General features: G+C 69.6%; 12 protein-coding genes. 5 read left to right on the forward strand and 7 right to left on the reverse strand.

The genetic code is table 11. The features are described from left to right. Positions 1–113 precede the first annotated feature (113 nt). The gene (locus C4B68_RS37765; protein ID WP_099505696.1) at positions 114–2,855 is read right to left on the reverse strand and encodes a SpoIIE family protein phosphatase; all 2,742 of its coding nucleotides are present in this window, start codon (positions 2,853–2,855) and stop codon (positions 114–116) included. Positions 2,856–3,039: 184 nt separating this feature from the next. On the opposite strand from C4B68_RS37765, the gene C4B68_RS37770 reads away from it, so the two are divergent. Then, positions 3,040–3,276 carry a DUF6296 family protein gene (locus C4B68_RS37770; RefSeq protein ID WP_099505720.1) on the forward strand — a complete coding sequence of 79 codons (237 nt, stop codon included), beginning with the start codon at positions 3,040–3,042 and terminating at the stop codon, positions 3,274–3,276. Positions 3,277–3,345: 69 nt separating this feature from the next. On the opposite strand, the gene C4B68_RS37775 is transcribed toward C4B68_RS37770, so the two are convergent. The 3 genes from C4B68_RS37775 to C4B68_RS37785 all read right to left on the reverse strand — a co-directional run bounded on the left by C4B68_RS37775 (position 3,346) and on the right by C4B68_RS37785 (position 6,356). Further along, positions 3,346–3,966, reverse strand: coding sequence for an L-threonylcarbamoyladenylate synthase (locus C4B68_RS37775; protein ID WP_099505695.1), 621 nt, complete (start codon positions 3,964–3,966; stop codon positions 3,346–3,348). A 209-nt stretch (positions 3,967–4,175) separates the two neighbouring features. Further along, entirely contained in the window at positions 4,176–5,282 is a 1,107-nt protein-coding gene (locus C4B68_RS37780) for a PP2C family protein-serine/threonine phosphatase (protein WP_099505694.1), read from the reverse strand. A 213-nt stretch (positions 5,283–5,495) separates the two neighbouring features. Then, positions 5,496–6,356 carry a class I SAM-dependent methyltransferase gene (locus C4B68_RS37785; protein ID WP_099505693.1) on the reverse strand — a complete coding sequence of 287 codons (861 nt, stop codon included), beginning with the start codon at positions 6,354–6,356 and terminating at the stop codon, positions 5,496–5,498. Between the two features lie 75 nt (positions 6,357–6,431). Between C4B68_RS37785 and C4B68_RS37790 the strand changes: the two genes are divergently transcribed. From C4B68_RS37790 to glpK, 3 genes are all read left to right on the forward strand, one after another. Beyond that, positions 6,432–6,947 carry a helix-turn-helix domain-containing protein gene (locus C4B68_RS37790; RefSeq protein ID WP_240634605.1) on the forward strand — a complete coding sequence of 172 codons (516 nt, stop codon included), beginning with the start codon at positions 6,432–6,434 and terminating at the stop codon, positions 6,945–6,947. A gap of 234 nt (positions 6,948–7,181) precedes the next feature. Then, a complete protein-coding gene (locus C4B68_RS37795; RefSeq protein ID WP_099505692.1) occupies positions 7,182–8,027 on the forward strand; it encodes an MIP/aquaporin family protein in 846 nt (281 codons plus the stop codon). A gap of 24 nt (positions 8,028–8,051) precedes the next feature. Then, positions 8,052–9,569 carry a glycerol kinase GlpK gene (gene glpK / locus C4B68_RS37800; protein ID WP_099505691.1) on the forward strand — a complete coding sequence of 506 codons (1,518 nt, stop codon included), beginning with the start codon at positions 8,052–8,054 and terminating at the stop codon, positions 9,567–9,569. A gap of 2 nt (positions 9,570–9,571) precedes the next feature. Here glpK and C4B68_RS37805 read toward each other — a convergent pair whose 3' ends face one another. Together C4B68_RS37805 and C4B68_RS37810 are read right to left on the reverse strand one after the other, a co-directional pair. After that, positions 9,572–11,626: a SpoIIE family protein phosphatase gene (locus tag C4B68_RS37805; RefSeq protein ID WP_099505690.1), complete on the reverse strand. Its 2,055-nt coding sequence runs from the start codon at positions 11,624–11,626 to the stop codon at positions 9,572–9,574. A gap of 229 nt (positions 11,627–11,855) precedes the next feature. Beyond that, positions 11,856–12,308, reverse strand: a complete 453-nt coding sequence (locus C4B68_RS37810) for a hypothetical protein (protein ID WP_099505689.1) — start codon at positions 12,306–12,308, stop codon at positions 11,856–11,858. A 453-nt stretch (positions 12,309–12,761) separates the two neighbouring features. On the opposite strand from C4B68_RS37810, the gene C4B68_RS37815 reads away from it, so the two are divergent. Then, on the forward strand, positions 12,762–13,772 hold the full coding sequence (locus C4B68_RS37815; RefSeq protein WP_099505688.1) for a serine/threonine-protein kinase: 1,011 nt from the start codon (positions 12,762–12,764) through the stop codon (positions 13,770–13,772). A 280-nt stretch (positions 13,773–14,052) separates the two neighbouring features. Here the strand turns inward: C4B68_RS37815 and C4B68_RS37825 are convergent, their stop codons facing one another. After that, positions 14,053–15,189 carry a choice-of-anchor P family protein gene (locus C4B68_RS37825; RefSeq protein ID WP_099505687.1) on the reverse strand — a complete coding sequence of 379 codons (1,137 nt, stop codon included), beginning with the start codon at positions 15,187–15,189 and terminating at the stop codon, positions 14,053–14,055. Between the last annotated feature and the right edge of the window lie 185 nt (positions 15,190–15,374).

Here is a 15,374-nt window from a genome sequence, read left to right on the forward strand (position 1 = left end):
TGACCACTGAGGTTGGCGGAATGACGGCGCCCCCCTCGCGCGGGCACACGCCGTGCCGGCGGACGACCCCGGGTGGGCGGGAGCGGCCACCCGCCGGCGGCTGAGCTCCGGGCTCAAGGCAGCGGCTGCTCCGCCCAGATCACCTTGCCGGCGGGGGTGTAGCGGGTGCCCCAGCGTTCGGCGAGCTGGGCGACCAGGAACAGTCCGCGTCCGCCCTCGTCCGTGGTGGCCGCATACCGCAGGTGAGGCGAGGTGCTGCTGCCGTCGAAGACCTCGCAGATCAGGGTGCGGTCGCGGACCATGCGGACCCGGATGGGGCCGCTGCCGTGGCGGATCGCGTTGGTGACCAGCTCGCTGAGGATCAGCTCCGTGGTGAACACCATCTCGTCCAGTTCCCACTCGGTGAGCTGCCGGGTGACCGAGGCGCGCACCACGCCGACGGCGGCCGGTTCGGACGGCACCTGCCACTCGGCGATCCGGTCGGCACCGAGCGCGTGGGTACGGGCGACGATGAGGGCGATGTCGTCGCTCGGCCGGGCCGGCAGGAGGGCGTCGAGAACGGCCCGGCAGGTGTCCTCCGGTGACCGGTCGGCTCCGGCCAGGGCGGTGCCCAACACCTCGAGACCGGTGTCGATGTCCCGCTCCCGGTCCTCGACGAGCCCGTCCGTGTACAGGACGAGCCGGCTGCCTTCCTCCAGCTCCAGTTCGGCCGTCTCGAACGGGAGGCCGCCCAGGCCGAGCGGCGGACCGGCCGGCACCTCGGGGAACGCGACGCTGCCGTCGGGACGCACCACCGCCGGCGGCGGGTGGCCGGCCCGCGCGATCGCGCAGCGCCGGGAGGTCGGGTCGTAGATGGCGTACAGGCAGGTGGCGCCGGTGATGGTGGCTCCGCTGCCCTCCGCCACCTCGTCCTGGTCGATGCGGCCGACCAGCTCGTCCAGGAGCCCGAGGAGCTCGTCGGGCGGTAGGTCCAGGGCGGAGAAGTTGTGCACCGCGGTACGCAGCCGCCCCATCGTCGCCGCGGCGTGCAGCCCGTGGCCGACGACGTCGCCCACGACGACCGCGACACGGGCGCCGGGCAGCGGCAGTACGTCGAACCAGTCCCCGCCCACCCCCGCCTGCGCGGGAAGGTAGCGGTAGGCGATGTCCAGGGCGCTCTGCTCGGGCAGGCTGCGGGGGAGCAGACTGCGCTGCAGCGTCACGGCCATGGTGTGCTCGCGGGTGTAGCGGCGCGCGTTGTCGATGGACACCGCCGCGCGGGCCACCAGCTCCTCGGCGAGGGCCAGATCCTCCACGTCGAAGGACTCGGGCTTCTCGGAGCGCCAGAAGTTGACGACACCCATCACCAGGGGGCCCACCCGCAGGGGCACGGTGATCAGTGAGTGGATTCCGTAGTCCACGACCTGTGCCGTGCGCCGGGGATTCTGTGCCAGCCAGCCCGGCGCCTCGCCGAGGGCGGGCTCGAGGACGGCCTGGCCGGTGCGGAGGCTGTGCGCCTGCGGCGACGTGGGCACGAAACGGATGTGCTCGCCCCTCGGATAGAGCGGAGCGTCGTCGCGGATCCCGCCGTACGCCGTGCGGCGCAGCTCGGTGCCCGCGTCGTCCGGCTCCTGCCCGTTCAGTACGGCGTCGGCCAGGTCCACAGTGAGGAAGTCCGCGAACCGCGGGACGGCCATTTCCGCGAGTTCCTCGGCCGTACGGGTCACGTCCAGGCTCGTTCCGATGCCGAACCCGGCGTCGTACAGGAGTTTGAGTCGCTCCCGTGCCACCTCGGCCCGGCCGGACAGTGCGCGCAGTTCGGTGGAGTCACGGAGTGTCGCGACGCTGCCGGACGGGCCGCCCTCAAGGTCGGTGGGCCGTTGGTTGATGGCCAGCAGCCGGTCTCCGACCAGGTGCACCTCGTCGGAGGCGATGCGCCCCGAGGACAGCAGGCCGGCGGTGGCCGCGTCGAGGCCGAGGTCGAGGACGTGCCGCCCCTCGGCGTCGTCGGGAAGGTCGAGCAGGCGGTTGGCCTCGTCGTTGGCGAGCAGCAGCCGACCCTCGCCGCTGACGATGATCACGCCCTCCCGGACGGCGTGCAGCACCGCGTCATGGTGCTCGTACATCCGGGTCATCTCGTACGGGCCCAGGCCCCGGGTCTGGCGCATCAGGCGTCTGCTCACGAGCGCAGTCCCCGCCGTGGCCAGGGCGAGCCCGACGCCCGCGGCCGCCAGGACGAGCGGCAGCTGCTGCTCCGCGACGCCGCCCACGTGGGCGGTGGTGATTCCGGCCGACACCATGCCCACGACCTTGCCGTCGGGATCCTTGACGGGCACCGTGGCCTGCACCAGCGGCCCGATCGTGCCCGTGATGTTCTCGACGACCGGCTGCCCGGCCAGCACGGGTGCGGTGGTCCCGACGAATTTCTTTCCGATCAGGTCGGGGTTGGGGGAGGTGTAGCGGATCGCGTCGGTGTTCATCACGACGATGAAGTCCACCGGCGCCGCCTTGCGGGCGGCTTCGGCACGGGGCTCGAGCACGGCCGTGGGGTCGGGGGCGCTGAGTGCCGCGCGGGTGCCCGGTGCGTTGGCGAACATCTCGGCTACGGCGAGTGAACGGTTGCGGGCCTCCTGCGTGCTGTCGTGTCGTACCTGCAGCACCAGCGCCACGACCGCGGCCAGGACCAGGAGGATCACGATCACCACTTGCAGGACGAAGACCTGTCCGGCGACGCTGTGCCCGCTCAGCGCCGACCGGGGCCCGGCGGACGGGCCCCGGCGGTGCGTGCCTCCTCCGCGTTGCCCCCGCAGATGAGCGAGCGGTTTGTCGAGGCGACGGGTCGACTGAGCCCGGGATCGACCCAATAGTCCGACCATGTGCCTATGTCTACACTGCCCGGCGCCCGGAGGCGAGGGACGTCACGCCATGTGATCGACGGTGGCCTCGCCCCCGTGGTGCGGCCCGGAATCGTACGTCGAGTGCTGCCGTCCTGGGGATCTGGCCGCATCATGGAGGGGTATTCATTTGCCCGGATTTGTGGCCCAGGTGCGGGAGGTCGTCATGACAACCCCGGAGTACTACCGGCTGACCTTCACCCATCAAGGATCGGGTACCAGCGTTGTGACGGACGAGGTGGTCGTCGCGAGAACCGACGCCCTCGGGCCGGGCGGCAATCCCGTGTACTGCGATCCCACCGGAATCCTCCGTGCCGAGATCAGCCCGGCGGGGGAGGTACGGATGCTCGCCAGCGGTGCCTACCAGTCGCCGCTCAGCCCCTCCGCCGAACCGATTTCCTGACGACGAGCGCGCACGGGGCGGCCCCGACGGGGCCCCGTTCATCGTGGCCGCCGGGTGGCCGTGACACGCTCACTCGAACCGGGAGGGATCCCCCGCTCCGAGCCGTACGATTTCGGGCTCCCGGCCGGAGAAGTCGATGACGGTCGTCGGCTCGGTGCCGCAGTCGCCGGAGTCGATGACCGCGTCCACCACGTGATCGAGCTGCTCCTTGATCTCCCAGCCCTGGGTCAGGGGTTTGTCCTCATGGGGCAGGAGCAGGGTGCTCGACAGCAGCGGCTCACCGAGTTCGGCGAGGAGCGCCTGGGCCACGACATGGTCGGGAATCCTGACCCCGACCGTCTTCTTCTTCGGGTGCAACAGCCTGCGCGGCGCCTCCTTCGTCGCCGGGAGGATGAACGTGTAGCTGCCGGGAGTCGCCGCCTTGACCGCCCGGAACACCGCGTTGTCGACGCGCACGAAGTGGCCCAGCTGCGCGAAGTCCTCGCACATCAAGGTGAAGTGGTGCCGCTCGTCGAGCTGGCGGATCGAGCGGATGCGATCGAGTCCGTCCCGGTTGCCCAGCGCGCACCCGAGCGCGAAGCAGGAGTCCGTCGGGTAGACGATGAGCCCTCCGGCGCGGACGATCTCGGCCACCTGGCCGATGGTGCGTCGCTGCGGGTTCTCCGGGTGCACGTCGAAGTACTTGGCCATGCGCCGAGCTTAGGTCCGCTGCGAGGGTGTTCGGCCGACCGGCGCTCAGCCCCTGAGATCTTCACCTGTGGCTGCGCGCGGATGGCCGCGCGCAGTTGCGGCCGGTTGCGACAGGCGCCGTGGAGGCGCGCTGTGGACGTCCGCTTCCATGGTCAAAGGGGGGCCTGGGGAGAGCCGAATCGAGCCGGCTCGTGTCGATGAAGGGAGGCTCACCCCCGGTCGCCGTCCTGCACCGGTGTGAGGACCAGCATGGTGACGTCATCGCGAATCGTGCAGCAGCGGACGAGGTCGTCCCACACACCGTCGATGAGCGCGGTCGGCGACTCCTCGGCGAACTTGGACAGACGGTCGGCCAAGGGATAGAAGGCGCCGCTCGTGTCCCGGCTCTCGCTCACTCCATCCGAGGCGAGGAACAGCCGATCGCCGAGGTCCAGCCGGACGGTGCGCCCCTTTGGCGGGCAGGCGTCGAAGAATCCCAGACCCAGCGGAGCCCCCGGCTCGAGATCGATTTCGACGACTTCGGAGCCGCGCAGAAGCAGCGGGTACGGATGCCCGCAGGACACCAGCCGCACCGCGTCGGCGCCGCGGGAGAATTCGAGGAGGAGGGCCGTCGCGAAGAGCTCGGCATGCTCGGTTCCCTCGGAGTCCAGGATCAGCCTGCGATCGAGGCGGCCCGCAACCGCTTCCAGGTCGTGCTGGTCGAGCACAGCCTCCCGGAACGCCCCGAGAAGCGACACGACCGTGCCGACGGCCGACAGCCCATGACCCTGAACATCGCCCATGAGGGCCCGGACTCCGTAGGGCCCGTCGCGCACATCGAAGAAGTCACCGCCGACCAGCGTCTCGCGCTCAGCCGCCCGGTACAGACCGGCGCAGCGGACGGGTCCGACGCGCTTGGGCAGCGGTGGCAGGACGGCGAGCTGGGCGGCCTCCGCGACGGTCCGCACCGTGACGAGATGCGCGTCCCGCCGGCTGCGCACCAGCGACACGAACACGCTGAGAACGGCGACGAAGATGATGGTCAGCAGGTCGGTATCGCCCGGACGATTGAGCTCCAGTGGGGGGACGTGCAACAGGAGGACGACGATGAAGCCGAACACCCCTGTCGCAAACGGCCCGTAGGAGAGCACGGCGAGCGACGGAATGGCGCCCAGCAGAAAGCCGATGTCCAGCGGCCGCGGGCTCGCGAATTCGGCCGAGCAGACCCCGACCAGCAGCGCAGGCGGCAGCACTCGCACCCAGGGCGGAGGCGGCGAGCCACGCAGCCACCCCCGCTCCTCACCGTCACGCCGCCCAGACACGGTCCTGTCGACCATGACACTCCTCCTCACACCACCACGCTCCTCCCCTCGGCCCCGCCACGCACTCCGGTCCGCTCACGGACAGCGGCAAGGGCATCGCTCACGGACAGCGGCAAAGGCATCCCGGCACGCTCGCTCGTGCGCCCGCGAAAGCCGTACGCATGCGTACGGCCGCGGTCCCAGGCGGTCGCCTGTTGGTGCGGCGGCGCCACACGTTGAAGCTACGGCTCACATGTGTGGCGGCGTCGCGCCGGGCGCCTTGGCGGTGACCATCCAGCAGGCGGCGGTGAACCGGACCTCCGCGCCACGCACGTAGGGAGCGAAAGCGGGCCGGAGCGTTTCCACGACCTTCGCGCGAGTCCGCTCATCCGCCTCGTGCAGGGCTCGGCCGACGGGACCGAGCAGGGTGAGGTAACGAACCAGTTCGGTCTCAGGCAGGGTGCACGCGACATCGATCGGCTCCATTCCGATCCTGGTCCAGCCGCTTTCCTCGAGAATGCGGCGGACCCGATCCGCTTGCGCGAAAGCGAACTGGCCAGGCGCGTTCGGCTCACGCGGCGGCAGGTTGGGCAGGAGCGGCGCCGCGGCGCGCTCGGCCGTCGTCATGAACGGATTCTCTTCGGGGCTGCGCCAGGCGATGAACCGGAGTTCCGCGTCAGCCCTCGCCGCGCGCCGTAGATGCGCGAACGCACGGACGAAATCGTCGAAGAACATGACGCCGAAGCGCGAAATGATCACGTCGAAGCCGCCGGGCTCGAAAGCGTAAGTCGCGGCGTCGGCACGGATGAAGCGCGTCGGCACGCCATCCCGCTCGGCGCGCGCTCGGGCGGCCGCGATCATCGGCTCCGAGATGTCGATGCCGACGCAACGTCCCTCCGCGCCGGCTCGCCGCGTGACAGCCAGCGTCGTGGCGCCCGTGCCGCAGCCGACATCGAGCACGCTCGAGCCGGGGGCGACCGCTTCGGCGAGCAAGCCCTCGAAGGGCCTGAGCAGCTGTTCGACCAAGTCCTGCGCCTCAACCCAGCCGCGTGCCGCGCCGCCGGTCCAGAGCGCCTTCTGTACGTCATCGGCCCCGCGCGCGTCGCCCATGACCGTCTCCTTTCGCTTGCCGTCGAGAAGCGGAAGTCATACTGTGCCAATTCAAGTCGACTTGAGGTCAAGAGCGTGGAAGACCTGGATAGAAGAGTGGGAGCCCTGGGCGGCGACGTGGGAGACCTGGACATTGCGGAGGTGGCCCGGCGTTCCGGCGTGCCTGCCTCGACGCTGCGCTTCTACGAGGAGAAGGGGCTGATCGCCTCGACCGGCAGGCGGGGCCTGCGCCGTCTCTTCGGTCCCGACGTGCTGGAACGGCTGGCGCTGATCGCGATGGGGCGCGCAGCCGGCTTCTCACTCGACGAAATCGCGCTCATGTTCGCGCCGGACGGACGGCCGCGTATCGACCGGCAGACGCTGGCGACCAAGGCGGACGAGTTGGACAGGACGATCCGCGAACTGAGTGTCATGCGCGACGGCCTGCGGCATGCCGCGTCCTGCCCCGCGCCCAGCCACATGGAGTGCCCCACCTTCCGCCGCTTGCTGCGGGCGGCGGGGGCGGGGGCTATCGGGGCTCCGAAGAAGAGCCCTCGACAAAAGCGCTTGAAGCAGAACCTGTTGACAGACCCTGGCTCCAATTCCGACTAAGACTTCAGTTGTTTGGCGAGCAACGGTCCCCGGGGGGAATGGTCTGCCGAGCTGGGCCGACTCGCCTCAGCCCGCGTCCTCAGAGTTCACCCCGGCCCACGTCCTCATAGGCGTAAAGCCCCCAACCAACGACATTTCCCTTCCTCTGCGGTTACTCCCGGACCGATTTATGCTCATATCTGGATGACTCGGGCATTCGGTAGCCGGTCCTGCGCCGGCGGGAAGCGGGCTTCCATGGCTGAGCGACTCAAGCGGCTTGGGCTCATCGGCGAGATGTCGGCCGAGTTCGTCGGCACCATGATTCTCATCCTCTTCGGGTGCGCCGTAGTGGCCCAGGTGGTCGCCGGCGGAGCGCTCACCGCGCCACCGGGCGGTCTCGGAGACCACGACAGCATCTCCTGGGCCTGGGGCATCGGCGTCACCATGGGCATCTACGTCGCGGCCCGGCTGAGCGGAGCCCATCTCAACCCCGCGGTGACCGTCGCCCTGGCCACGTTCAAGGGGTTCCCTTGGCGCAAGGTGGTGCCGTACGTGGTGGCCCAGACGGCCGGCGCCTTCGTGGCGGCCCTCTTGGTGCGCTGGAACTACGCGGAAGCCCTGGCGAAGGCCGACCCTGGTCACACCGTCAAGACACAGATCGTGTTCTCCACGCTTCCCGCCAACGGCAACACGAACCTGCCGGTCTACGAGTGGGCCGCCTTTCGCGACCAGGTCATCGGCACCGCCATTCTGCTGCTGATGATCCTGGCCATCACGGACCTGCTCAACACGCCCCCCGGCGCCAACCTGGCCCCGTTCATCATCGGCCTGGTCGTCGTGGGCATTGGCATGGCCTGGGGTACCCTCGCGGGCTACGCGATCAACCCGGCACGTGACTTCGGCCCCCGGCTGGCCCAGTTCCTCACGGGGTACGGCGGAGCATGGCGAGATCAGTACGGGAACCTCTACTTCTGGGTGCCGATCCTCGGTCCGCTGATCGGCGGTCTGCTGGGCGCCGGCGTGTACAAGGCGTTCATCAGCAAGTTCCTGCCCACGGCGGAGCCGGAGCCCCCCGGACGCGTCCCGCCCCGCGAGGGCTGATCCCCACAACCGAGGCGGCACCCCATGGCTGACTTCGTCGGCGCGGTGGATCAAGGGACCACCAGCTCCCGATTCATGATCTTCGACCACGACGGCAACGAGGTGGCGAAGCACCAGCTGGAACACGCCCAGATCCTGCCGCGCTCCGGGTGGGTCGAGCACGACCCGGTGGAGATCTGGGAGCGCACCAACTCGGTGATACAGAACGCCCTGCGGTACGGGAACCTGTCCCCGACCGACCTCGCGGCGATCGGCATCACCAACCAGCGGGAGACCACCGTCGTCTGGGACCCGCGCACGGGTCGCCCGTACTACAACGCCATCGTCTGGCAGGACACCCGTACCGACTCCATCGCCGCGGCCCTGGAGCGCTCGGGCCAGGGCGACGTCATCCGCCGCAAGGCGGGCTTGCCCCCGGCGACTTACTTCTCCGGCGGCAAGATCCAGTGGATCCTGGAGAACGTCGACGGCGTCCGCGAGGCAGCGGAGCAAGGACACGCCGTCTTCGGCAACACGGACTGCTGGGTCCTGTGGAACCTGACCGGCGGTCCCGACGGTGGCGTCCACGCCACCGACGTGACCAACGCCAGCCGCACCATGCTCATGGACCTGGAAACCCTTGACTGGGACGACGAGTTGCTGGGCTTCTTCGGGATACCCCGGAAGATGCTCCCCACCATCAACCCCTCGTCCGACCGGGAAGCGTACGGCGTGACGCGCACCTCCCGGCCGCTGCGCGCCGCCATCCCCGTCACCGGGGTGCTCGGCGACCAACAGGCGGCCACCGTCGGGCAGGTCTGTTTCGCGCCCGGTGAGGCCAAGAACACCTACGGCACGGGCAACTTCATGGTGCTCAACACCGGCCGGGATCTGGTCCGCTCGCAGAACGGCCTCCTCACCACCGTGGCGTACCAGTTCGGCGACAGTCCGGCGATCTACGCCCTGGAGGGCTCCATCGCGGTCACCGGGTCCGCGGTGCAATGGCTGCGCGACCAGATGAAGATCATCAGCAACGCGGCCGAGAGCGAGACGCTGGCCCGCACCGTCGAGGACAACGGCGGAATCTACTTCGTCCCCGCGTTCTCGGGCCTGTTCGCCCCGTACTGGCGCTCCGACGCCCGCGGCGCGATCGTCGGCCTCGCCCGTTACAACGACAGCGGCCATCTGGCCCGGGCGACTCTGGAAGCGATCTGCTACCAGAGCCGGGACGTCGTCGAGGCCATGGAACAGGACTCCGGAGTCCACCTCGACGTACTCAAGGTCGACGGCGGCGTGACCGCCAACGACCTGTGCATGCAGATCCAGGCGGACGTCCTCGGCGTACCGGTGAGCCGCCCGGTGGTCGCCGAGACCACCGCGCTCGGCGCCGCCTACGCGGCGGGTCTGGCCACCGGCTTCTGGCAGGACACCGAGGAACTGCGCACCCACTGGCAGGAGTCGAAGCGCTGGGAGCCTCAATGGTCCGCCGCCCAGCGCGCGGAGGGCTACGCGGGCTGGAAGAAGGCGGTGGAGCGCACGCTCGACTGGGCCCAGGTCGAATAGTCTCAGCCCAGTGTGCGGACCAGCAGGAGCGCGACATCGTCGTCGGGCTCGGGGCGCAGCGCGCCGAGCAGCATGTCGCAGGTCCTCTCCAAGGAGCGATGCGTGCTCTGCAGCAGCCGTGTCATGGTCTCCAGCCCGGTGTCGATGGGCTGGCAGCGGCTCTCGACCAGCCCGTCGGTGTACAGGGCCAGCAGGGAGCCCGCGGGAAGTTCCTGCTCCATGGTTCCGAAGGGCACGCCGCCGACACCGCCGACACCGAGAGGTACACCGCCGGGGATGTCGAGGAGGTCCGCACTCCCGTCGGGACGGATCATGACGGGCGGAAGGTGACCGGCACTGGACAGCTCGCAGCTGCCGCGTTGAGGGTCGTAGCAGGCGTAGACGCATGTGGCGATCGCGTCACCGAGGGAACGCGCGATGTCGTCGAGATGGCCCAACAGCTCTGCTGGAGCCGGATCGAGACGCGCCAGAGCACGGGTCGCCGTGCTCAACTGCCCCATGATCGCGGCGGCTTGGACGCCCTTGCCCATCACATCGCCCACGATCAGACCGGTGCGTCCCCGGCCCAGGGGCAGCACGTCGTACCAGTCGCCACCGACCTCGCTCAGGGCCGGAAGGTATCGCGCGGCGATGTCGAGTCCTTCGTGGTCCGCGGGCGTTGGGGGCAACAGGCTGCGCTGGAGGGTCAGTGCCGCGCCGCGTTCGCGTCCGTAGAGCCGGGCGTTGTCGATGCAGATCGCGGCGCGCGCGGCGAGTTCCGAGGCGAGGATGCGGTCCTGTTCGTCGAACGAGCGGGAGTTGATGGTGCGGTACAGACTCAGCGTGCCCAGCACTTCGCCCCGGGCGATCAACGGGACGGCCAGGTAGGAGTGGACGCCTGCCAGGCGCAGGGTCTGCGCGGCGTGCGAGTCCCGGGCGATGCGCCGCATCATGGCGGAGTCCACCCGTTCCACCAGGATCGGCCGGGACTCCCGGACACACTGGGTGATGATGCGCGTCGAGCCGTAGGTGGCCAGTTCGCCGACCGGGTCCGCGGCGTGAATGGCATTGGTGAGGTATCCGGCGGATACGGCCAGGGCCCGGAACTCGGCTTGCCCCTCTGCGGTGATCGAGTCGGTGGTGCCGTGGCCGACCACCGACTCCAGCACGTCGACCGCCGTCAGATCCGCCAGTTGGGGTACCGCGACATCGGCCAGTTCCCGGGCGGTCTGCTGAAGATCCAGGGTGGTGCCGATCCGGACACCGGCGTCCGCGATCACCGCCAGACGCTCCCGCGCCTGGGAGACGTCGGCCGCGGCCTGCTGCCGCTCGGAGACGTCGATGATGGCCATCGCCAGCCCGAGCACGCGGCCCTGGGCGTCTTCGATGCGGTGGTACGACTCGGAGAACACCCGTTCCTCGGTATCCGCCGCGGTCCGGCCGACGGTCTGCTGGTCCAGCAGGGGTTTACCGCTGGCCAGGACGAGTCGCATACGAGACTCGATGGCCTCTACATCCAGATTCGGCAGCACCTCCCCGATGCGACGTCCCACCACCGCGTCCTCAGGCACACCGTTGATCCGCTCCAGTGCCGGATTGACGCTCACCCACCGCAGATCGGTGTCGAACACCGCGATGCCCACCGGGGTCTGATGGACCAGGCTGTGGGACAGAGCCAGATCCCGCTCCACACGGCGTACGGTCCTGGCGTCCGCCGCCAGGCCCAGGAGATGCGGCTGCCCGTTTCTGGCGCGCAGCCGCATGGTGCGGAACTCCACGGGGCGTTCCGTGCCGTCCTTGTGCTGTAGGGGAAAGACTCCCGCCCATCGGGCTCCCGACGCCACCTGTGCGAACAGGTCGCGCGCCTGCTCGCGGTCGTCGGGCGACACCAGCAGTTGGTCGGCCCTCTGGTCCAAGGCCTCCTCCGCCTGATATCCCAGCAGCTGTTCGGCCTCCGGACTCCACAACACGATGCGTCCGTCGCTGTCGAGCACCACGGCCGCGACCTGCAACAGGTCGAGCAACCCCCCCGGCGCCGCGGCGACCCCGTGGCCGCCCCCGGTCCTGTATCCGTCCATCCCAGCCGCTCCTTCTGGCGCGGCACCGGCACCGCCAAGATCGCCCTCCGGATCCTCCGATTAGGTCACACTGAGCACCTCGGGGCAACACCGGCAGAGCGGTTCGACTGACGCCGGGGGCCGGGGCGTCGCGTCCTGTGCCTTGCCGGAGTGCCGCGGCGGCGACGGTCGCGAGGCGGACGTGTCCGCGCTGGTCGGCTCCGACGCCTGATCGAAGCCCTCGGCGGGGTCAATTCCACAGGGGATAGCTGACCGTTCGCTCGTATCCGTCCGGCCGTTCGTCGGTGTAGACCAGGGTGATCTGGGTGTAGTGCTGTACTTGCGGCCGCTTCTTCCAGGGCTCCGGGTCGTCGAGCCGCACGGTGACCCGGTACGGGTGGAACTTGCCTGCCGCGCAGTAGGGCTTGCAGTCGTTGACCACGTTGATGCCTTCGGCCGTCGCCGAGTTCGGAAGCCATTGCGACCACTGGAGCGAGATCAGGCGGCTATTGCCATCACCGCAGGCGAGGATGAAGTCGTCGGGGCGTACCTCTGGCTGCCAGAAGCAGTCGACGATCACGGGTTCGGCATGGTGTTTCACAGGCTGCGTACCGGGAGGGGCGGCGGAGGCGGTTCCCACGACCGCGGCGAGCGATACGGCCCCGCAGAGCATCATCGTCGTCCTCGCTATGTGTCTCCGCATGTCCGCTCCTGGCCCGCTTGTTCCGCTACCCAAGGCCCCACGCCTGCGCCTGTGCTCCCCTGCCGACGTCTGGTTGCGTGGCTGATGTGGGGCGGTCTGCCGTTCCGTCGTCGGCGCCCCCGTCTCTCCACGACGCTACGACCGTGTCAGGGGATCCACCACTCGAACGGAGTAACGTCGCGATTACGGAGAGTTAGGTCCGCCTATGGCCGCCGGTCGGCGATTTATAGGGGTGGATGGATAGAATTCTGGTATGGGCAGGTGGCCGGTGGGTTCGGCTGGGCCGGGACGTGTCTTCGAGGCCGGTTCCGGTGCCGTGGGCGGGTGTGCCGGGGCGGGCTGGCGGCTGAGGTCCGGGGTGCCGGGCTCGGCGGAGGTGTCCCTCGGTGTGGGCCGGCCGGTGGCCGGTGTCCGATGCGTAGCGGACGCGCGGTGGGGCGCAGGGGGTACGTGATGGGTACGGCGCCGGAGGGGACAGGTGTGTACACGGGGCGGGCCTCGGGGCTGATCGGGACCCAGATCGCGGGTTACCGGGTGGAGCGTGAGATCGGCCGCGGAGGTATGGCCGTTGTCTACTGCGCGAGGGATCTGCGTCTGGATCGCACGGTGGCGCTGAAGCTGCTCGCCCCGGAGATGGCCCGCAACGACACCTTCCGGCGCCGTTTCACGCACGAGTCGCGTGTGGCTGCGGCGATCGACCACCCTCACATCGTGCCGATTTTCGAGGCCGGGGAAACGGATGGTGTCCTGTATATCGCCATGCGTTACGTCTCGGGGCTGGACCTGCGCGCTCTGCTCGACCGGGACGGCCCGCTGACGGTCGAGACGGCGCTGCGTATCGCCTCGCAGGTGGCGTCGGCACTGGATGCGGCCCATGAACACGACCTGGTGCACCGGGACGTCAAGCCCGGCAACATTCTGGTCGCCCGGGGCACTGACAGCGATCATCCCGAGCATGTCTATCTCACGGATTTCGGGCTGACGAAGAAGTCGCTCTCACTGACCGGGTTCACGACGGTGGGCGAGTTCGTCGGCACGCTGGACTATGTGGCACCGGAGCAGATTTCGGGCCGCCCGGTGGACGGCAGGTGCGATCTCTACAGCCTTGCCTGCGTCGTCTACGAAACCCTCGCGGGCGGGCCGCCCTTCCAGCGGGATGAGGACATAGCGCTGCTGTGGGCACATCAGTACGATCAGCCGCCTGCCCTGAGTGAGAAGCGTGCGGGGATCCCGTTGGAGCTGGACGGCGTCATGGCACAGGCCCTGGCGAAGATTCCTGAGGACCGTTACGACTCCTGCCTGGAGTTCGTGGCGGCGCTGCGTGCCGCGGCGAGCGGCGCCGGCCATGGTGCGCATGCGCAGGCACAGGCGGATGGCGCGGTGGCCGGAGCCGCGCAGCACTCCGGACCGGCGCCCGATCCGCCTGTTTGGGCCAGGCCGGTGTTCGTCCGCCCGCCCGGTTAGTGCTCCAGCCGCGGCAGGACACCGGCATTGGGTCCTCGGTGTTGGTTCACCCGCGACCAGGGCGACACCACCGGTGCACGCACGACCGGCCAACGGCGCCGCCGGTGCCGAGCCGTCCTCGTCGGCCAGGGAGCCGACGCCGCCGACGGACAGCTGCTCGCCGGGCCTAGGCACGCCGTCCTGGTCGAAGCGGTCGGGCCGGATACTGGGGTGATCGACAATCTTCCGCCCTGTCCTAAGTGCTCGTGCGAGGGCGGGGATGTCGTCGGCGAGCCGGTCGTCAAGGACGCGGTCGGCAATGTGCTGCAGGACGGCGACTCCCGTGGTCGGCGTCGGCGACCGGGATCTGCTCGTTGACGACCAGTCGGGCGACACCCAGATCGATCTCGGCGTTCGGCACGTCGGGAACGTCGATCTGCCTGCCGGCGACTTTCAGCGTCAGCGCGGTCTTGCCCTCGGCCTTCTGGCACGTACTGGTGGAGACCGCCTCGACCCCGGAGAGCTCGATGACCGGCAGCCCGGGCAGCCCGATCCGCGCCGATTCCACGGTGGTCCGCGCGACCGAGGAGCCGGGAGCCAGGGCAGTGGTGACCTCGGCGCACACCGCGTCCAGGTTCAGCCCCAGAGTGTCGATCTCGACGCTGCACGGCGGCCTGGTGACGGTGGCCCGGGCCGTGCGGACCGCCCCGGTGTCGGGCTGCGGCGGGAGGGTCACGGGGAACAGGAGCAGGTCGACGTCGGCGAAGGCGCCGTAGGAGCGGCCGGTGGCGTACTGCAGCAGTACGGTCGCCGAGTCGCTGGAGGAGAGGTAGTAGTCGTCACCGGCGAACGCGGCCGACACCGGTACGGTGCCGTCCTGGTTCAGCGGCTGGTCGACCTTCGGCACGGTGCAGGACGCCGTACCGGTGTCGCTCGTAGCGGCATCGCAGTTCTGCTGGCCGGTCCCGGCTCCCAGGGTGAAGTTCACGGTGCGGTTCTCGACCACCTGCCCGGCGCCGTCCTTGAGGGAGGCTGCCAGCCGCGCGGGCTCGTCGTTGGCGATGTGCTTGGTGCCGGTGTAGGCCAGCGTGGTGGCTGCCTTTTCGATCCGGAAGGTGCTGAAGGTGCCGACCCTTCCGGCGTCGCTCTCGGCGCGGACGCTCACGCCGTAGTAGCCCGGTTTGTCGGCCGGGGACAGGGTGCAGGAGGCGGAACCGTCCGCGCCGCTGGTCGTGGTACAGGAAGCGGAGCCGACCCGGAAGGTGACGGTGGCCCCCGCATGCCCGGCGTCTCCCAGGGTGACGTCGGCGGACAGCCTCGTCGGGGCCCGGTAGGCGGCGCTGTCCGGTCCGGTGTACGTGACGTCCAGGGCCGCGGCGGCCGCGTTGGTGGGTACGGCCAGGACGGCCGCGGCAGCGGTGAGCAGGAGGCCGGCCAATCCGGCCAACGTGCGTCTGGAACGGGTGGGTAACTGTCTGAGCAGGCGCATCTACGCCCTCCTCGTACGCCGTGTCCCCCGGGCGGCGTATCCCCCGGCCGAGCCACTTGATGTGGCCGCGACAAATGAGAGTAGGTGCCTCACACGACCCTGGCGGCTCCTCCCTCGCATCCGCACACTCACTC

Source organism: Streptomyces dengpaensis, from assembly GCF_002946835.1.
GTDB lineage: Bacteria > Actinomycetota > Actinomycetes > Streptomycetales > Streptomycetaceae > Streptomyces > Streptomyces dengpaensis.